Here is an 18867-nt window from a genome sequence, read left to right on the forward strand (position 1 = left end):
GCGCTCGACAATATCAAGCGCATCGTAGGGGCGGTCGACCTGCCGGTGACCATGGATCTCGAGGGCGGCTACGGCATTGAACCGGAAACCGTCGCCCGCACCGTGACGCGTGCCGTGCAGGCCGGCGCCATCGGCTTCAATTTCGAGGACCAGATCGTCGGCGGCACCGGCCTGCATGACATCGCGCTACAGGTGAAGCGGATCGAAGCCGCCGCCGCGGCGGTCAAGGCCTCAGGTATCCCGGCATTCCTCAACGCCCGAACCGACATCTTCCTCAAGGCCAAGCCGGATGCGCACGACAAGGCGCTGCTCAACCAGGCGATCGAGCGGGCGCATGCCTTTGAAAAAGCCGGTGCCAACGGTTTCTTTGCGCCGGGCCTTGGCGATGAGCGCCTGATCGAGGCGCTCTGCAAGGCAATCGCGTTGCCGGTCAACATCATCGCACTGGCGCATGTGCCGCCGCGCCAGCGGCTGGCGGAACTCGGCGTCGCCCGCATCAGCCACGGCCCGGTGCCTTACCGCCAGATGGCCGAGTGGCTCGAAGCGAAAGCGCGACAGGCTATTTCCGGCTAATTCAGTCCTCCAGTGTTCCCGATCTGGCGTCGGCGCTCTTGCTGTCGCCCACCAGCTTCAACAAGTCTTCGCCGGCGCGGATGATGCGGCGCGAGCGGCGGGTGAGGATGATGCCATCCTGCGGTGCCAAAACTTCGGTGCGGCCATCGGTTTCACCCGGTGCATGGACGATGGTGGCGAGGCGAGCGCCCTTGGCGACGCGGTCGCCGGGCTTCACGTCGTAAAGCACGGCGCCCGCCCGGGGTGCCGGCATCATCTCGATGTTTTCCAGTGGTGCGACGACACCGGTGAAAGGACCGGGTGCGGGCAGGGCGGTGTCGGTAATCACGCCGCGCGCCACCAGCAGCCGGTAGAGGCCTTCGGCGTCGGCGGCGGCCAAGGCGCCGTCGACATCGAGGATGCCGCGATATTCGACCGTCGTGGCGACGCGACGGTCGAGTTTGGCCATGTCATCGGGAACGTTCTGGTAGGGCATGATCGAGGCGCCCTCGAACGTACCGTCGGTGTCTTCGCYCCACAGCATGACCGCATCAACGCCCATGGCGGCGGCACAGTCGGCCATCGCCGGCCACAGGCTGGTATGGACATAGAGATAGGCGAGGCCCTCGTCATCGCAATGCAGGTCGAGCACAATGTCGTGGCCGAGCGAAAGCTGCACCAGCCGGGTCTTCAATCGCTGGTCGACAGGGCCAAGCGTGACGTCGGGCAAGAGTGCTGCGTCGGGTGCGGCAAGCAGCGGAAAGCCGCGATTGAAGTTGGTGCGGGTGCCGAGATGGAAGCGGCCCTGATGCTCGCCGAAATGATATTGGGCGCGGCCGATCGGGTTGGCCCAGGGCACGACGGTGATGTTGCCCTTGATGCGGCCTTCGGCCTCGGCCTTGGCCAGCATCGGCATCAGCGCGTCGATGGCGACGACGCCCGGCAACTCGCCGGCATGGAGTGCCGCCTGCAGATAGGCTGACGGAGCGGCCTTGCCGGTTCCGACAAACCGGAACAGCGGAAATTCGTAGGAAACTCCTTCGCTTTCGCCGGCGATGCGCTCGATCGATTTCTGCATGACTTTCCTCCATCAAGAGCGACAAGACATGCCCATTTGAAGGCGCCGATGTCGATTGGTCCAGCCTGCCGCGCTATGGGCGCAAGCGGTTATTCCGCGGCAGCCTGAAGCGGGACGGCAGGCGTGCGCCCATCCAGTGTCTGCGACAGCACCGCGACGATGACCGCCAGCAGCGCCAATGCCGCGCCGACCAGCGGCAGGTTGGCATAGGAAACACCTGCGGAAAGGGCCACGCCGCCGATCCAGGCGCCGCTGGCATTGCCGACATTGAAGGCGCCCTGGTTCAGCGTGGCGGCAAGGTTCGGCCCTTCGGAGGCCGCCTCGACGACGCGGATCTGCAGCGGCGGCACGACGACGAAGATGAGCAGGCCCCACAGGAAAACGATGCCGATGGCAACGCCGGCTATGGCGCCGAACTGATTGAAGCCGACAAACAGGAGCGCCAGCAACAGCAGCGTGCCAATGACCGTCGGCATCAATTTCCAGTCGGCGAGCCGGCCGCCGATGATGTTGCCGATGGTCATGCCGGCGCCGAACAGCAGCAGCACCCAGGTGACGGCGGAAGTGGACAGGCCGGACACGTCGGTCAGATAGGGTTTTATGTAGGTGAAGACGGCAAACAGGCTGGCCGAGGCAAGGGCGGCGATCAGCATCGCCAGCCAGACCTGTAGCTTGCCCAGCACGCGCAATTCGCCGCGCAGGCCGCCACCGCTCGGTTCAGCGACGTCGGATGGTACCAGCCAGGCGATGCAAGCGACCGAGATCAGGCCGATGCCGACCACGGCGAGGAAGGTGGCGCGCCAGCCGAAGGCTTCGCCCAGGGCGGTGCCGGCGGGAACGCCAAGGATGTTGGCCAGCGTCAGCCCGGCGAACATCAGCGCGATGGCGCTGGCGCGCTTGTTGCGCGGCACAAGGCTCGCAGCAACGACCGAACCGATACCAAAGAAGGCGCCGTGGCCGAAGGCGGTGAAGACGCGCGCGGCCATCAGCATCCAGTAGTTGGGCGCGATGGCGCAGAACAGATTGCCAACGACAAACAGCGCAGCGAGCCCAACCAGCACCGGCTTGCGAGGCAAATGCGCGGTGCCCATCGCCACGATTGGGGCGCCGAAGACCACGCCCAGCGCATAGCCGGTGACCAGCAGGCCGGCCGAAGGGATGGACACGCCGAGGTCGGCGGCGACCTCCGGCAGCAGGCCCATGATGACGAATTCGGTGGTGCCGATGCAGAAGGACGCAATGGCAAGCGCAAGGATCGGCAACGGCATGAGGCGTCCAGACTGAATCGGTTCAAATTCAGATTGAACGCGTAGCCCTGTTCCGCGCAATATGCATTGCTGCAATGCAGCAATGCATAAAGTCCAGAGCTTGGCGCGAGTGTGAGTGTCTCACACCAGCGGCTTCAGCTCCTGGGCGATGGTTGGCAGCAGTTCCGAGACATTCGGGTGGATGTGCACCGCGCGCGCCAGCGTATCGACGGGCGCCTTGGCGTACATCAGGTCGAGCACGCAATGCACCGCCTCGTCGCCGCCGGGGCCAAGCACAGAACAGCCGAGGATCTCCCTGGTGTCGGCATCGACGAGGATCTTCATGAAACCCTGTGTCTCGCCCTTTTCGACCGCGCGTCCGACGCGGGTCATCGGCCGCTGGCCGACCAGCGCCCGGCGACCGGATTTCTTCACCGCGGCCTCGGTCATGCCGCAGCGGCCGAGCGGTGGGTCGATGTAGAGCGCATAGGCCTCGATGCGGTCGCTGACTTTGCGCGGATCATTGTCGAGCAGGTTGGCGGCGACGATCTCGTAGTCGTTGTAGGAGGTGTGGGTGAAGGCGCCCTTGCCGTTGCAGTCGCCCATCGCCCATATGCCGGGCACGCTGGTGCGCAGCTGGTCGTCGACGGTGACGAAGCCGCGCTTGTCGACCTCGACGCCGGCTCTGTCGAGGCCGAGATCGTCGGTGTTGGGCACGCGTCCCAGAGCCAGCAGCACATGCGAGCCGACCGCCGGCGGTTTGCMGGCGGAGAAGGTCACGGCAGTGTCGTTGCCTTGTTTGGCGAAGGCGATGTCGTCGGCACTGAGATGGACCGTAATGCCTTCGTTTTCGAGGATGGAAAGGATGGCGTCGGAAACATCCTCGTCCTCACGGCCGGTCAGCCTGGGAGACTTCTCGATCACCGTGACGTCGCTGCCGAAGCGGCGGAACATCTGCGCGAATTCGAGCGAGATGTAGCTGCCGCCGACGACGACGAGATGGCGCGGCAGCACGTCGAGATCCATCATCGAGGAGTTGGTCAGATAGTCGATATCGTGGATGCCGGGCAGGCCGGGCACCGAGGCGCGGCCGCCGGTGTTGAGGAAGATTTTTTCGGCGGTCAAAAGGTCGTCGCCGACGCGCACGGTGTTGGCGGATTCGAAACGCGCATGGCCGCGATAGAGCGTGCATTTGTCCATGCCGGCGATCCAGGTTTCGAGCCCGATGCGGGCGTCGTTCGACACCTTGTCCTTGCGCGCCTTGATCGCCTTGTAATCGACGCCGACGGGGCCGCTGAGCGTGACGCCATAGTCGGCGGCCCGCCGCGCCAGATGCGCGGCATAGGCGCTGGCGACCATGGTCTTGGTCGGCATGCAACCGGTGTTGACGCAGGTGCCGCCGACCAGCTTGCGCTCGATCAGCGCCACGCTCTTGCCGACGGCATTCAGCCGGCTGGCCAGCGACGGGCCGGCCTGTCCGGCGCCGATGATGATGGCGTCGAAGGTCTTTGCCGTCATGCCACCGCCGCCACGATCAGCAGGCCGCCGATGATCGCCACTGCGTCCTCGATAAAGGCGGCGGGCGGGTCCTTGCCGAAGGCGGCTGCCAGCCGGCCGCGCGCTTCGGCACCGCCCAGCGTGCCGATGACAGCGCCGATGGCGCCGGCGATCAGGCCGCCGATGGTGGAACCGCCGGTGGCGCCGATGACAGCGCCGGTAAACGCGCCCATGATGATGCGGGCGCCGAATTGCTGCGGCACTTTACGGCTCGGCGTCGAAGGCAACTGGTCGGTGACCAGTTCGACGATGGCCAGGATGGTGAAGATGCCGACAGCCGCCCAGTGGCTCATGAAGCTGGCCCAGGTGGCGGCGACCGGCAGCCAGCCGAGATAAGCCCCCCAGGCGACGGCGGCCGGCGCGGTCATCGCGCGAAGGCCGGCAATGACGCCGATCAGAAGTGCGAGAATATACAGCATGATTGATCCCCTCATCGCCGGGCCAGGACAGCCCAGCAAGAGCAGGCTAGCATAGGCTTGGCCTTTGACCAGACATGACTTCGAAAAATCGGAATGGATTTTGCGCCCGGAATTGGCAGAAGCTGGCACTTCTCCGTCCGCGGCATTTGTGCTTTGGCGGGGATGCCAAAGGGAGGACACCGTCATGGCTGGAAGCGAGCGCGCCAAGATGGCGGCCGGCGAATGGTACACCTGCCTCGATGACGAACTGGAGGCCTTGCGCGTCATGGCGCGCGACGCGGTGTTCGAGCACAATTGCCTGCCACCCCGGCAGCGCGGAAACCTCGGGCCGGGCTTGAAGGCATTGCTCGGCGGCGTGGGCGAGGGCGCCCGCATCGAGGCGCCGTTCCACTGCGCCTACGGCTTCAACATCTTTCTCGGCGATGCCGCCTTTCTCAACGCCGGCTGCACCATTCTCGATACGGCAAGCGTGCGCATCGGCAGGGGAACGCTGCTCGGCCCCAATGTGCAAATCTATTGCGCCGAGCACCACAGGGAGGTCGCCGGGCGGCAAGCGGGGCTGGAGATCGCGAGGCCTGTCGAGATCGGCGCCAATGCATGGATCGGCGGCAGCGCGATCATCCTTGGCGGAGTCAGCATCGGCGAGGGCGCCATCGTCGGCGCCGGCGCGGTGGTGACGCGCGACGTGGCCGCGAACACCACGGTGGTCGGCAACCCGGCGCGGGCGGTCAAGCGCGGCTGACGCTAGAGCGGTTCACCGTTTCACGGAAACGCCGAACCGCTCTATCTCTTTGTTTTGACGCAATTCCCTGAGGGAAAGCGCTACGCGCTTTTCCCGGGAAAACCGTTTCACACTTTTCCTGGAATGATGCCGAAATGTGTGAAGCGGTTTTCGGACGACATCATGCTCTATCTCTTCGAGTTCGGCTCTAAGCCTGGAAACCGGATCGTCGCTTCGAACCCGTCTTGCCGCCCGGATGCCGGTGAGTTCAGAACCAGCGTCGCATCGATCTGTTGCAGGATCCGGCTGACGATCGCCAACCCGAGGCCCGATCCCTCGGCGCGCGTTGCGCCGCGCTCGAACCGTTTGATCAGGCTGCCTGGGGCTGGAACCACCGGACCTTGGTTGATCACGCTAAGTCGGGCGTCTTCGTCGATCCGCACGACAACCTCTCCGCCTTCGGGACCATGCCGCAAGGCATTCTCGATAAGGTTGCGCAGGACGATGGCCAGCGCATCCGTGTCGATCGCGGCCAGCGCCTTGCCTTTCACCGGCGTTTCGAGGCGAAGGCGGCCCTTGTTTTCGCTGTGCTGTTCGAAGTCTTCGACCACCAGTGCCGCGACCGCGGCAAGGTCGGCAGGCTTGCCGGCGGCGGCCACTCCGGCGTCGGCGCGCGCCAGCTGCATCAACTTTTCGGACAGGCCGGCGAGATTGGACAGCGCTGCCTTGATCTGGCGTGGACGTTTTCTTGCCGCGTCGTCCGGAGCTTCCGCGATCAGCCGCTCCGTCTGTGCCAGTGCGCCGGCAATCGGCGTGCGCAATTCATGCGCGGCATTCGCGGTGAATTCTTTTTCCGCCTCAAGCGCCATGTGCAGGCGCCGCATCAGGCTGTTGACCGACTTGGCAATGGCGGCGAGTTCGGAAGGCAGTTCGGTGGTTCGGATCGCAGCGAGGTTGTCGCCGTGACGGGCGCTGATCTCGCCGCGCAATGTTGCAATCGGCCTCAGGAAACGCGCCAGGGTCAGCCACGCGACAAGTGCGCTCAGCGGGATCAGGATGACCATCGGTATCAGGAAACCGGTGGCGGCTTCGAAGGTTTCCTCGTTGCGCCGTGCATCGAGCTCGGCGACCTGGATGAAGATCGTGCCGCCAACCGCGGGCTCGGTGTAGATGCGCCATCCGGCGGCCTCCGAAAAGCCCTGCGCGAGTTCAGCCGTGAGCGGCTCCGCGGGAGCATTGTAGGAGTGCAGGAGAACACGGCCACTGCCGTCCCGCACCTGGAAGATGAGGCGACCGCCTATATCGTCCGAGACGGCCTCTGCCAGCCTGCGGGGCGATTGCGAAACCTCGCGCCCGAAAAGATCGTCGATGACCAGCGGCAGCAGCCGGCGGGCCGCTTCCTGCATCGAATTGTCCATGGCTTCGTTGATTTCACGATGCAGGGTGATGCTTCCCGTGACCGCGGCGACCAGGCCGAAGGCGACCGTGACCAGGATCAGYGAGGAAACGAGACGACCGGCAAGGCTGTCGAAGAGCCTCATGGGAACGCCAGACGGTAGCCCAGCCCCCTTACGGTCGTGAGGGCCTCGCGCCCGATCTTCTTGCGCAGGCGGCTGACATAGACTTCGACCGTGTTGCTTTCGATCTCCGCCCCGAAGGCATAGAGCGCATCCTCGATCTGGTTCTTGCCCACGGTCATGCCGGGCCGGCGCAAGAACTGCTCGAGCACCGCCCATTCGCGGGACGTCAGCATGGCCTCCCTGCCGTCCACGACAACCCGGCGGGCGGCCTGGTCGATTTCGACCGGCCCGAGCCGAACCAGGGGATTTGGGTTTCCAGCATAGCGGCGCGCGACCGCGGCAAGGCGCGCGGACAACTCGCCGAGATCGAAGGGCTTGACCAGATAGTCGTCTGCTCCGGAATTCAGGCCCTCTATCCGGTCGGAGAGCTGATCGCGCGCGGTCAGGATGATGACCGGCGTATCGGTGCCTTCACGGCGCAGCGTCTTCAGGAATTCGAGCCCCCTGCCGTCCGGCAGATGGAGATCGAGCAGGACGAGTTCATAGGAGACGACATGAAGGTGATCGCCGGCATGGCCAAGTGTCGTGCTCCAGTCCACGGCATGACCGTCGGCGGCGATATGATCGCGCACCGCCTCGCCCAGCACGGGGTCGTCTTCGATTAGTAGAACGCGCACCTTGCCTCCGTGTTCAGCAACACGCCACCTCCATGCGGGACAAGGCTGACAGGAACCTGAACGAAAGCCAACTGCGGCTTTTGAGCGATACGATACGCGTTCAGGCTGCTGTCAGGTTTCACGGTCAGGGTTCGCGACATCGGAATTGGCCGATGGAGAAAACAAGATGAAGACCTTGATCATGACCGCGCTGGTGATGGCTGTTGCCGGACCGGCTTTCGCCGCCGACAAATGCGATGTGCCGACCGACCAGTGGCAACCACGCGAGGCGCTGCAAAAGAAGCTTGAAAGCGAAGGCTGGAAGGTGCGCAGCATCAAGACCGAGAACGGCTGCTACGAAGCCAAGGCACTCGATGCCAATGGCAAAAAGCTGGAAGCCGTGTTCAATCCCAAGACGCTCGAGTCGGTCGGCGCCGATTCCGACGACGGTTGATCGCCATGAACGCCACCGCTTCGACACGAGACACCTCGGTCGAGTCGACACGAGAAGCCTCGGTCAGGGTCTGGAGTTCCTACGTCCGCCTCTTTCATTGGTCGCTGGTCCTGTGCGTTGCGGTGGCCTGGCTTTCCTCGGGAGAAATCATGAAGCTGCATGAACTGGCCGGTTACAGTGCCGGGGTCTTGATAGCTTCACGGCTGATCGCAGGGCTGGCGGGATCGGGTCACACACGCTTCCGTCAGTTCGTGCGTGGGCCGCGCACGGTGAGCTTGTACATAGCCGATGTGGCGCAGGGTCGCGAAAAGCGTCATCTCGGCCACAACCCTGCCGGCGGCGCCATGGTGCTGGCGCTTCTAACCTGCGTGGCGGGAATTGCGCTTACGGGCTGGATGCAGACCACCGATGCCTGGTGGGGCGTGGCCTGGGTGGAGGACACGCACAAGATCCTGGGCAATGGAATTCTCGTGCTCGTCGGGCTTCATGTCGGCGGCGTGCTGCTGGCCAGCCTGCGCCATCGTGAGAATCTGGTTCGCGCCATGCTCACTGGCCGCAAACGCGCGCCATCGCCGGGAGACGTCGCCTGACTGCCTGGATCAGGGAATACCAAAGGCGCCGCAGTGATGCGGCGCCTTTGGCCGTTCTTTCTCAGAAAGGCAGGGCGTGCGGCACTGGTTCGTCCTGATCGGCTCGCCTCGAGAACTCGCGACGGTATTGCGCCGGTGACGTCTTGAGCCGTGCCGAAAAATGCTGGCGCAGCGACGTGGCGCTGCCGAAGCCGACCTCGAAGGCCACCATGTCCATCGATTTCTCCGTCGCTTCCAGCAACCGCTGCGCCAGTTCGATCCGCTGGCTGGTCAGCCATTCGCCGAAACTGGTGCCGATCGATTTCTGAAAGCGGCGGGTGAAGGTGCGGCGGGTCAGGCCGGCGGCCTCGGCGACGCGGTCTAGGTTATGCGTCTCGCCAAGCGTCGCGCGAACCGCGTCAAGCGCCTGGGTGAACCGATCGGCGTCAGCGCCTTTTGCGACTGGATGCTCGATGAATTGCGCCTGCCCGCCTTGCCGGTGCGGCGAAAGCACAATCTGGCGGGCGAGCCGGAGTGCGGCTTCCGCCCCATAGCGGGCGCGCACGATGTGGAGACAGCAGTCGAGGCCAGCCGCGACGCCGGCCGAGGTCACCACATCGCCATTGTCGACATAGAGCACCGTGGCATCGACGGCGATGTCGGGATGGAGTTTTTGCAGCCGCTCTGAATAGGCCCAGTGCGTCGCGGCACGGCGGCCTGAAAGCAGCCCGGCCGCGGCAATGGCGAAGGTTCCCAGACACAGGCCGACAATCAATGCGCCACGCTCGTGTGCTTCGCGTAGCGCCTCCATCAGCACTGGCGCTGGCGTCTCGCCGAGATGATGCCAGCTCGGGATGATGACGATGTCGGCGCCGTCGAGCCCTTCGAGCCCATGCGGCGCGGCAACCRTCAATCCGGCTTCGGTGTGGATCGGGCCGGCCTTGACCGCGCAGATGCGGAACTCGAAGCGCGGCAGCCCAAGCGATGTCCTGTCCTCGCCGAACACCAGGCATGGCACGGAGAGATGGAACGGGCTGATGCCGTCGAAGGCAAGGACGGCAATGATCGGGTCGGTCATGGGGGTTTCCGGCGAGTGAATGCGGATTGTCCCAATTCTTTCGAATGATGTCAATCGGGACACTTTCGACCGCTTGGCGTCTCGCCTATTTTCGACCCATCGCATTCAAGCCGGAAAGGAAAACACCATGTCTGACCCAGCCAACGCCACGCCACGTCGCGCGCTTGTCGTCGTCGACGTCCAGAACGACTATGATGGCGGCAATCTCGCCATCCAGCATCCGCCGTTCCGCGACAGCGTCGTCAATGTGGCGCACGCCATGGACGCGGCCGCCGCGACCGGCGTCAAAGTGGTGGTAATCAAGCAACTGGCACCCGAGACATCGCCAGTTTTCGCCAAGGGTAGCCATGGCGCCGAACTGCATCCCGAGATCGCCAAGCGCACCCGCGACCATTATGTCGAAAAGAACCTGCCCTCCGCCTTCACCGGCACCGATCTCGAAGACTGGCTGCGCGCCAACGCCATCGATACGATTACTGTCGTCGGCTACATGACGCATAATTGCGATCTGTCGACCATCATCCACGCTGTGCATATGGGCTTCGCCGTCGAGTTCCTGTCCGACGCGACCGGATCGCTGCCCTACGCCAACAGCGCCGGCTATGCTTCAGCCGAAGAGATCCACCGCGTGGTGACGATCATCCTGCAGTCGCGCTTCGCGGCGGTGCTCAAGACCGCCKAATGGATCGAATGCCTGAAGACCGGCACGCTGCCCGAGCGCGATACGATCTATGCCTCCACCCAACGGGCGCTAGCGCGCAGCGCCGCGTAGCCAGGTTTGTCCTTGGAAAGCAGAAAGGGCGGCCAGTGGCCGCCCTTTCAAATCTCGCAACGATCTCGAAATTCTCAGAACAGGCCTTCGATCTGTCCGGCCTCGTTGAGGAAGATCTTTTCCGAGGATGGCGCCTTGGGCAGGCCGGGCATGGTCATGACCTCGCCACAGATGATGACGACGAAGCCGGCACCGGCCGACAGCCTGACCTCGCGCACCGGTACGGTGTGGCCGGTCGGCGCGCCGCGCAGGTTCGGGTCGGTCGAGAAGGAATATTGCGTCTTGGCCATGCACACCGGCAGGTGGCCGTAGCCGGCTTGCTCCCAGGCGTGCAGTTGGTCGCGCACCGACTTGTCGGCGATCGCTTCCGAGCCGCGATAGATGCGCTGGACGATGGTGTTGATCTTCTCGAACAGCGGCATCGCATCGGGGTAGAGCGGCGCGAACTGCGAGGCACCGGATTCGGCCAGCGCCACCACCTTGTTGGCGAGCTCCTCGATACCGGCCGAACCCTTGGCCCAGTGCTTGCACAGGATCGCCTCTTCACCCATCGAGGCGACATAGTCCTTCATCGCCTGGATTTCGGCGTCGGTGTCGGAATAGAAGTGGTTGATGGCAACCACCGCCGGCACGCCGAACTGGCGGATGTTCTCGATGTGGCGGCCAAGGTTGGCGCAGCCCTTCTTCACCGCCTCGATGTTTTCCTTGCCGAGGTCTTCCTTCTTGACGCCGCCATTCATCTTCATGGCGCGCACGGTGGCGACGATGACGGCAGCGGCCGGCTTCAGGCCAGCCTTGCGGCACTTGATGTCGAAGAACTTTTCCGCGCCGAGGTCGGCGCCGAAGCCGGCTTCGGTGACGACATAGTCGGCAAGCTTGAGCGCCGTCGTGGTGGCGACGACCGAGTTGCAGCCATGCGCGATGTTGGCGAACGGGCCGCCATGCACGAAGGCCGGGTTGTTCTCCAGCGTCTGCACCAGGTTGGGCTGCATGGCGTCCTTCAAGAGCACGGCCATGGCGCCGTCGGCCTTGAGGTCGCGGGCATAGACCGGCGACTTGTCACGGCGATAGGCGACGATGATGTCGCCGAGGCGCTTCTCAAGGTCCTTCAGATCGGTCGACAGGCACAGGATGGCCATGACCTCCGAGGCGACGGTGATGTCGAAGCCGCCCTCGCGCGGAAAGCCGTTGGCGACGCCGCCGAGCGAACAGATCATCTCGCGCAGCGCGCGGTCGTTCATGTCCATGACACGGCGCCAGACGACACGGCGGGTGTCGATGCCGAGCTCATTGCCCCAGTAGATGTGGTTATCGATCAGCGCCGACAGAAGGTTGTGCGCCGTGGTGATGGCGTGGAAGTCGCCGGTGAAGTGGAGGTTCATGTCCTCCATCGGCACGACCTGTGCGTAGCCGCCGCCGGCGGCACCGCCCTTGACGCCGAAGTTCGGGCCGAGCGAAGCCTCGCGGATGCAGACGATCGCCTTCTTGCCGATGCGGTTGAGGCCGTCGCCGAGGCCGACGGTGGTCGTCGTCTTGCCTTCGCCAGCGGGCGTCGGGTTGATGGCGGTGACCAGGATCAGCCTGCCGTCCTTGTTGCCCTTCACYGACTTGATGAACTCGGCGGAAATCTTGGCCTTGTCGTGGCCGTAGGGCAAAAGGTGTTCGGTCGGAATGCCGATCTTGGCGCCGATCTCCTGGATCTGCTTCTTCTTGGCGCCGCGCGCGATCTCGATGTCGGACTTCACTTCGGCCATGACGGCTTTCCTCTGGATTGGTCGGTGGAGGGGACGGGGTTTGATCTCACTCGCATGCAGGCCGGAACCGGGGCGCGGGCATGTTTTAACCCTGTCGCTGCCACGGCGTCAACTTGCATGCAACTATGTTTCCTATGAAGAAAATTCATCTGCGGACCGGCCGACCTGTCATCGGTTCTTCCCGGCTCCGTTGCCGCGCCGTATAGAAGCCAGAGGACGCGTCGTTCCGCCGTCTCAAAACAGCCGCACAATGCACCGAATGCGACAGAAGCGACGGCGCAAATTCGCCATCGCTTCGGCTGCGGCCGGCAAGCCTTACTGCGTCAGCACGTTGCTGATTTCGACCATGTTGGAGCGCACCCTGAGCACGTAGAAGCCCATCGTCGTCAGATGCGTCGGCAACAGCCAGCCGTCTTCGCGGCCATTGGCGATGATGAAGGGCTGGATGCGCAGCGCCGAGACGAACTGCGCGTCCATCGTGTCCCACAGGCTCTGCAGGTGCTTTTCCTTGATGACGTCGTCGAAGTCGGCCTGGGCACCCTTCATCAGGCCGTAATAGGCGTAGAGCTGGCCATAGGCGAACCAGTAGCGGTCGTCGGCGCGGAAATCGAACCAGCCATCATTGTGGTTCTCGGCGCGCTCCTTGAGGATCGCCGACGTCGAGCCTATGTCGGATGAGATACGATCGATATATTGCTTCAGATTGTCGGCGCGGGCATCGAAGGTCGCCTGGCAGGTGGCGAGCCGGGCGTTGAAGGAGCGCAGCTTGCGCACCGCGTCGCGGTAATAGCTCGGCGTCGGCGTCTTCGGGCCGAACGGGCTCAGGCCGAAATACCAGGTGTATTCGTCGAACTGCAGATTGCCGCGCGCGTCCTGCAGATCAGCATCGATCTGCGACGTGGTGCGGACGCGGCCGAGATTGTCGGCGAGTTCCGTCGCCGTGCGCCGCACCGCCTGGTTGATGCCGCGCTGGAACGAGGCCTTGTTATCCATCCACGGCGTGTGGTCCCAGTCGATGCCGAACAGGCCGAGCTTGTAGAGGATCATCGACGAGATCCAGGCATTCTGGTTGACGTTGAAGTCGGTCAGGTCGGCGGCGATCTGGGCAATACCGGAGTTGCCGCAGGTCTTGGCGGTATCCGTGCCGGAGCCGGCGGCAACCTGTTCGCCGGCTGACACGTTGCGCTTCTCGAAAGTGTAGGTGTCGGGGTAGTTCGGGTTGAAATTGTTCCACCACTGGGTGGCGTAGAAGAAGTTGGCATAGAGGCCGATCAGCACCAGCAAGGCGACGCCGACCACCGCCTTGAGGATCCAGCCGCGCTGCGTGTACCAGCGCCCGGCCCACATGAACGGCCACAGGATGACGCCGATCAGGAGGCCGATGCCACGGCCGATCCACTGGAAAATCCGGGTGAAGAAGTTCACGATCGGATCGAGCATGGCGATGTCACCCCCTCAAAGCATGATGCCAAAAAGTTGCAGACTTTTTGGATAGCATCATGCGCCAAAACAACAAGTTAGAACGAAATGACGGTTCATTTCGTTCTAGTCAGTCAGGCCGTAGAGGCGTGTGCGAAACGCCACCTTGTCTTTCAAATATGTGGTTTTGAGAACGTCCACAACATGCGATCGCCAGGCGTCGCTGAAGCCGTCATAGTCCCTGTAGAAGCCCTGCTTGTTGAAGATGTAGCGCGAGACGAAGTCCGACGGGACGAAGTCCGAGATCAGCCGGTTGGTCAGCCAGGCGTCGGGATGGTCCGGTTTGGCGCGGATCACCAGGAAGCGCTGCTGCGGGAAGACATCCTCGATCTTGAGGTAGCCGAGCTGGGCGATCTCGCGCTTGGCGGCGTTGAGGAAGGGAAAATTGCCGTTCCTGGTGATCAGGTCGGCATGGCTCTGAATCCAGGTCTGCAGCCAGACCTTGTCGACATCGGTCAGGTTGCGGTCCGGCTCGGCGTCGCGGATCAGCGCGCGCACCACCATCTCGGCGCGATGCTCGAGATACCCCGAGGCCTCGATCCAGGAGGCGCGCGGCAGCTCGACGCGGCCGGTGGTGGCGAGGAACTTGAACACCTTGTCGGCGTCGTTGATCGAAAGATAGCTGACCTGCCACGGCCGAGAGCGGCGGAAACCAGGTGCGGCCGGATCGCCGATCACCGTCGTCATGTCCGGATCGACGAACACGTAGAGACCGCCGAAATGGCTGGTCCAGTAGGCATTGTGGCGGAAGATCACCTGGTCCGGCACCAGCGCGTTCTCGCGGATGTCGCCGCAGATCTTGGCCAGTTCCACCATGCGGGTCAGCATGGCGTTGTCGCGCCAGGCGTCGGGCTCCTGCTTCAGCCGGTCGACGAGCTTGCCGAGCTCGGCAGCCTTGCCCAGCACGTCCTCGGCCGACAGCACCTTGAACTCGACCTGGCTTATCGACAGCAGGTCCTCGATGTCGTTGACCTTGGGAACGGAATCCTCGATCTCGCCGTAGATCACGTCCTTGATGGTCAGCGCGTCGATGGCGCGCTGGTTCTTGGACATGAACTCGAACATCAACTGCGAGGTGTTGGAGAAGGCGGTGTGCACCACCGGCAGGTCGATCTGCGACGGCGTCAGGATGATGAAGCGGCGATTGACCTCGTTGGGGTCGAGATAGTCATAGTCGCCGCATTCCTCGGCCACTTCTGGCGAGAACCCTGTGCGGTCGATCTGGAAGCTCTTCAACTTCGTCGGCTTCAGGCCGAACGCCGCCAGCGCCTTGTTGTAGCGCTGGATCAAATGCGGCTCGTCGACGGTGAGCAGCCGGCCATAAATCAGCTCATTGTCGCGCAGCAGATCGGGTTTCTTGGCGGTCATCGTTCCTTCTCCCCGTGAACGGGGAGAAGGAAAGTTCACGCATTCCACAGACCCTTTTTCTTCATTTCCTCCATCTCGCGTGCGGCTCGTTCGCGCAGGCGTGCGTCGCGCAGCAGTTTTTCGACAGCGGCGTCGTCGGACTTGTCTGAATAGCGGAACTCGCTGTCGGCGTAGCGGTTGATCTCCTGCATGACCATGTCCATCGAGAACGGCCCGCGCAGTTCCTCGATCATCGCTCTCTTCTCGTCGTAGCCCTTGTGCATGAAGGCTTCCGGCTTCTCGAACCAGTCGTCGGGAAGCTCGATATCCATGGCGCGCATCTTGATGGCGTCGGTGACGTTCTTGATGGCGCGGCCGGTGAAGCGCGGCTCGGCATCCTTGATCAGGTGCAGATAAGTGCCGATGTCGGCCATCGATTTCGGCGCGCCGTTCTCCTTCATGTAGCGCTCGTAGACCTTCATCAGCCCGTCTTCCTGCGGCTTCTCATGCTCCTCGTAGGCCTCGGTCACGGCGCGCTGGATCTCCTGCGCGGCGTAGAGATCGTGGTCGCCGAGCGGGATCTTGTGGTTCTTGCCGGCAAGCAGCACGAAGATGTCGATGTAGTCGTCGCGCGTCTGCGGGCCGTCGACCAGCCAGCGGGCGCCGGCGCGCTGGCGCAGCGCATCGTCGACATTTTCGGGATAGTTGGAGAACATGCCAAACGAGCAGTTGCCGCGCACCACCGTGCCGGCACCGGCGAAGGCATCCATCAGCACGCCGGTGATCTCCTGCTGGCCGGCCGAGGCGCGGTCGTCGGAGCGGCGCGCCGCCACTTGGTCGATGTCGTCGATGGTGCCGAAGCCGATGACGCGCGGATTGAGCACATTGTTGATGAACTGGCGGCAGTTCTGGCCTGACTTGCCCTGGTAGGACGAGATTTGGTCGACGCCGAAATTCTCATAGGCGAAGGGATAGCCGGCGACCTGGCAGTAGCCGTTGACGAGGCCGGCGATCATCTGGATCAACGTCGTCTTGCCGGTGCCGGGGGCGCCGTCGCCGATAAAGGTGAACAGGAAGCCGCCGAGTTCGACGAAGGGGTTGAGCTCACGCTCGAAGTCGTAGGCCATCAGCATCTTGGCGAGCTTGACCGACTGGTATTTGGCGATGTGGTTGCCGACCACCTCTTCCGGCGTCTTGAACGTCATCACCAGCGGCTTCGAGCGCTTGCCCGGCGCGACGTCGAAACCGTCGAGGGTGAAGTTATCGGCATCGATGCGGATATGCGCGTTCTCGAACGGGCCAATGCCGTCGAACCGACCCTTGCGCGCCAACAGCCCGTCGATGGCGACGCGGGCAAAGGCGCGTGCCCTGGTCATCAGGTCGGCATCGTCGGACGAGCCCGATATCGCCTTGTCGAGGCCGGCCAGGATCGACTTCACCGCATCCTGCGGTGTGTCGAACAGGAAGTCGGGCTCGGGGATGTCGTTGGGCGCTTCGCCATCGCTGTCGATCAGCTGGAACAGATAGGAAGCGAGGCTGAAGGCGGAGATATAGGCCGAGGCGGACAGAAGCCTCTTGAAAGCCGAGGCCTCGTCGCCCTCGAGCGGCGCGCGGGTGTTTTTCGCTTGCAGGCTTTCGAGGTCCGAGCCTTCGGCAAAGACGTCCGATATGGCCAACGCGATGGCCGTACCGCGCCGGGCGCGAAACAACAATGTGTGCTGGGGGATGGTCAGCAGCTGGTCGTCGGGATGGACGGCGCCGACGGTCTTCGACAGCTCGACCTCGCGCGTGCGCCGCACCGAGCCGACCGAAACGGTCGAGACGAAGCGGCGGTTGGTGCCGGCCAGCGCCGTGCCGGACTCGCGTGAGGGGTCTTCCAGCACGACGATGCGGGTGATGAAGCTCTGCGCGGTGGCCCGGTGCTTTTCGATCGAAGCTTCCGGAATGGTGGTCAGGCCGGTATCCATGAAGAGTGCTCCGTGGTGTGACGGTCAGACGTCTGAGATGACCTGTCCGTTGGACAGGATGTGGACCTTGTAGCCGGCAAAGATCTTCTGCGCCTCGCCGGCGGCGTAGAGTGCCTGGTAGGCCTCGTGCGGGATCAGCGCATGGTTTTCGTAGCWGGACACGCCCTGGCGCGCGGCTTCCAGATCATCGGTGTTGATGAAGAATTCCTGCGTCGTCTTCTCGCTCGAAAACAGCCCCTTGCGGCCGGGTTTCTCGCTCTTGGAATAGACCTCCTGGATGGTCCAGGTCAGCAGCCAGGCATTTTCCGGCTTGCGCACCTTGGCCAGCACTTCGGTCACCGTCGAATTGTTGTCGGTGATCCCCGCCGAATAGAATGGGCCGAGCACGACGCGGCGCAACTGCTTGGGATGCAGCGGCTCGAAATCCTTGTCGAGGTTGACCGCGATGGTCGCCGGCGACAGCGTGTAGGCTGAGTTCTTCTCGGTGAAATCGTCGAAACGGTGGGCCAACTCGGGGTTGAGCAGGCCATCGACCGGCAGCGGAATGTCGACCTTGTCATTGAGCTTGCCGTTGCTGTCGACGAGCTGACGCACCATCGCGTCGGAAGAATCTTCCACCGTCACCATGTAGACCAGCGGCAGGTTGGCGCTGCCGTCGAACGTCGCCCAGTGGACGAGGTAATAGGGCCGCCCCGTCTTTGGATTGACCGAGACCTTGGCCGTCTGCGCCAGCGTGAACGGGCCGAACGTATTCTCGCTTTTCACGTCCTCGAGATAGAGCCGTTCGGCCATCGACTTCTGCAGCGCCTCGGGGAATTCCTTGTGGCGCAGGATGAAGTCGGCCATTTCCTCGCGCAACTCGCCGGCCAGCGGAATGTTGGCAAGCCGCGCGTCGGCCTGGCGACGGTCGTTTTCGAGTTCGAGCAGGTTCTGGAAGACCGGGAAGCCGCTTTCGGCGCGCGAAATGCGGAACGTGTCCATGAAGCCCAGCCGGTAGCGCCAGCAGACAAAGGACTTGTCGAGCCGGGCGATGTATTCGGCGACGATCTTGGCGACGATGCCATGCCGGTAGAGCGGCGAGCGATCGTCGCGCATGAACACTTCAAGGCCGCTCAGTGCGGCCGTGATGGCCGAGAAATACCGTGCGGCCGCTTCGTTTTCGGGGGTCATGCCTGTGCGCTCGCGGGCAGTCCAGTCACGCCTAAGACTGCACGTAGTTTGACGCGTTGTGCTTCTTCAGCACCTCGTCGAAGCGACGGGCAAAGGCATCGTCGGCCAGCTTTTTGCGGCGCTGGATGTCGGAGCTGGCGACCATGTTCTTCTCGTGCATTTCAAGCAGGTCGCCGATGTGTTTCTGCGAGGCGGCGCCGATGCCGGCCATGGTTTCCTCGGCGGTGTTGTCGACCTGGCTGCCAAGCGTGTTGATCTTGTGGGCGACGTCCTGCTGGGCGGCGGTCTTCAGCGAATCCTCCAGCGCCTTGTAGAGCACAATGCGTTGTTCGGTATCGATGGTCAGCTTGTTGATCAGCGTCGACTGAGCGGCGATCTGGTTGTTGAGCGAATCGACGAAGGTCTGGAACATTGAGGTGTAGCGTTCCAGCGTCTGGCTCTCGGCCAGCAACTCCTGCTCCTTGGCCTGCTTTTCATTGTATTCCGTCGCCAGCTTGGAGCGTTCGCCTTCGAGTTGCGTGCGGTCC

General features: G+C 63.4%; 17 protein-coding genes and 1 pseudogene. 5 read left to right on the forward strand and 13 right to left on the reverse strand.

Annotation, left to right across the window (positions count from 1 at the left end):
• Positions 1–573: isocitrate lyase/PEP mutase family protein (locus ACXJ7R_RS08040; protein ID WP_457151361.1), on the forward strand; the 573-nt coding region annotated here is incomplete at its 5' end.
• Between the two features lies 1 nt (position 574).
• Here ACXJ7R_RS08040 and ACXJ7R_RS08045 read toward each other — a convergent pair.
• The 4 genes from ACXJ7R_RS08045 to ACXJ7R_RS08060 form a co-directional block, all read right to left on the reverse strand.
• Positions 575–1630, reverse strand: a complete 1056-nt coding sequence (locus tag ACXJ7R_RS08045; RefSeq protein ID WP_457151362.1) for a peptidase M14 — start codon at positions 1628–1630, stop codon at positions 575–577.
• Positions 1631–1719: 89 nt separating this feature from the next.
• Entirely contained in the window at positions 1720–2898 is a 1179-nt protein-coding gene (locus ACXJ7R_RS08050) for an MFS transporter (RefSeq protein WP_457151363.1), read from the reverse strand.
• A 120-nt stretch (positions 2899–3018) separates the two neighbouring features.
• Positions 3019–4395, reverse strand: a complete 1377-nt coding sequence (locus ACXJ7R_RS08055) for an FAD-containing oxidoreductase (protein WP_457151364.1) — start codon at positions 4393–4395, stop codon at positions 3019–3021.
• Positions 4392–4853: a DUF4126 domain-containing protein gene (locus ACXJ7R_RS08060; protein WP_095090807.1), complete on the reverse strand. Its 462-nt coding sequence runs from the start codon at positions 4851–4853 to the stop codon at positions 4392–4394. Before ACXJ7R_RS08060 ends, ACXJ7R_RS08055 begins: the two co-directional genes overlap by 4 nt.
• Positions 4854–5037: 184 nt before the next feature.
• On the opposite strand from ACXJ7R_RS08060, the gene ACXJ7R_RS08065 reads away from it, so the two are divergent.
• A complete protein-coding gene (locus ACXJ7R_RS08065; RefSeq protein WP_457151365.1) occupies positions 5038–5595 on the forward strand; it encodes a sugar O-acetyltransferase in 558 nt (185 codons plus the stop codon).
• 167 nt (positions 5596–5762) lie between these two features.
• On the opposite strand, the gene ACXJ7R_RS08070 is transcribed toward ACXJ7R_RS08065, so the two are convergent.
• Both ACXJ7R_RS08070 and ACXJ7R_RS08075 read right to left on the reverse strand, forming a co-directional pair.
• Complete coding sequence (locus ACXJ7R_RS08070) at positions 5763–7115, reverse strand: ATP-binding protein (protein WP_457151366.1); 1353 nt, start codon at positions 7113–7115, stop codon at positions 5763–5765.
• On the reverse strand, positions 7112–7771 hold the full coding sequence (locus ACXJ7R_RS08075; protein ID WP_457151367.1) for a response regulator: 660 nt from the start codon (positions 7769–7771) through the stop codon (positions 7112–7114). The genes ACXJ7R_RS08070 and ACXJ7R_RS08075 overlap by 4 nt, the downstream gene beginning before the upstream one ends.
• Positions 7772–7937: 166 nt before the next feature.
• On the opposite strand from ACXJ7R_RS08075, the gene ACXJ7R_RS08080 reads away from it, so the two are divergent.
• Both ACXJ7R_RS08080 and ACXJ7R_RS08085 read left to right on the forward strand, forming a co-directional pair.
• Positions 7938–8204 (forward strand): PepSY domain-containing protein, encoded by a 267-nt coding sequence (locus ACXJ7R_RS08080; protein WP_457151368.1) that lies wholly within the window; start codon positions 7938–7940, stop codon positions 8202–8204.
• A 5-nt stretch (positions 8205–8209) separates the two neighbouring features.
• Positions 8210–8794, forward strand: coding sequence for a cytochrome b/b6 domain-containing protein (locus ACXJ7R_RS08085; RefSeq protein WP_457151369.1), 585 nt, complete (start codon positions 8210–8212; stop codon positions 8792–8794).
• Positions 8795–8855: 61 nt separating this feature from the next.
• On the opposite strand, the gene ACXJ7R_RS08090 is transcribed toward ACXJ7R_RS08085, so the two are convergent.
• Positions 8856–9851 (reverse strand): GlxA family transcriptional regulator, encoded by a 996-nt coding sequence (locus ACXJ7R_RS08090; RefSeq protein ID WP_457151370.1) that lies wholly within the window; start codon positions 9849–9851, stop codon positions 8856–8858.
• 127 nt (positions 9852–9978) lie between these two features.
• Between ACXJ7R_RS08090 and ACXJ7R_RS08095 the strand changes: the two genes are divergently transcribed.
• Positions 9979–10623: a cysteine hydrolase family protein gene (locus tag ACXJ7R_RS08095; protein WP_457151371.1), complete on the forward strand. Its 645-nt coding sequence runs from the start codon at positions 9979–9981 to the stop codon at positions 10621–10623.
• A gap of 74 nt (positions 10624–10697) precedes the next feature.
• Here the strand turns inward: ACXJ7R_RS08095 and ACXJ7R_RS08100 are convergent, their stop codons facing one another.
• The 6 genes and pseudogenes from ACXJ7R_RS08100 to ACXJ7R_RS08125 form a co-directional block, all read right to left on the reverse strand.
• On the reverse strand, positions 10698–12377 hold the full coding sequence (locus ACXJ7R_RS08100) for a formate--tetrahydrofolate ligase (protein WP_095090813.1): 1680 nt from the start codon (positions 12375–12377) through the stop codon (positions 10698–10700).
• Positions 12378–12692: 315 nt separating this feature from the next.
• Positions 12693–13817: a DUF2333 family protein gene (locus ACXJ7R_RS08105; RefSeq protein WP_457151372.1), complete on the reverse strand. Its 1125-nt coding sequence runs from the start codon at positions 13815–13817 to the stop codon at positions 12693–12695.
• 105 nt (positions 13818–13922) lie between these two features.
• Positions 13923–15224 (reverse strand): DUF6638 family protein, encoded by a 1302-nt coding sequence (locus ACXJ7R_RS08110; protein ID WP_457151373.1) that lies wholly within the window; start codon positions 15222–15224, stop codon positions 13923–13925.
• 35 nt (positions 15225–15259) lie between these two features.
• Positions 15260–17170 (reverse strand): ATP-binding protein, encoded by a 1911-nt coding sequence (locus ACXJ7R_RS08115; protein ID WP_457151374.1) that lies wholly within the window; start codon positions 17168–17170, stop codon positions 15260–15262.
• A 24-nt stretch (positions 17171–17194) separates the two neighbouring features.
• Positions 17195–18340 (reverse strand): hypothetical protein, encoded by a 1146-nt coding sequence (locus tag ACXJ7R_RS08120; RefSeq protein WP_457151375.1) that lies wholly within the window; start codon positions 18338–18340, stop codon positions 17195–17197.
• Positions 18341–18371: 31 nt separating this feature from the next.
• A pseudogene (locus ACXJ7R_RS08125) lies at positions 18372–18867 on the reverse strand (hypothetical protein); the annotation flags it as partial.

Source organism: Mesorhizobium sp. P5_C1, from assembly GCF_054049815.1.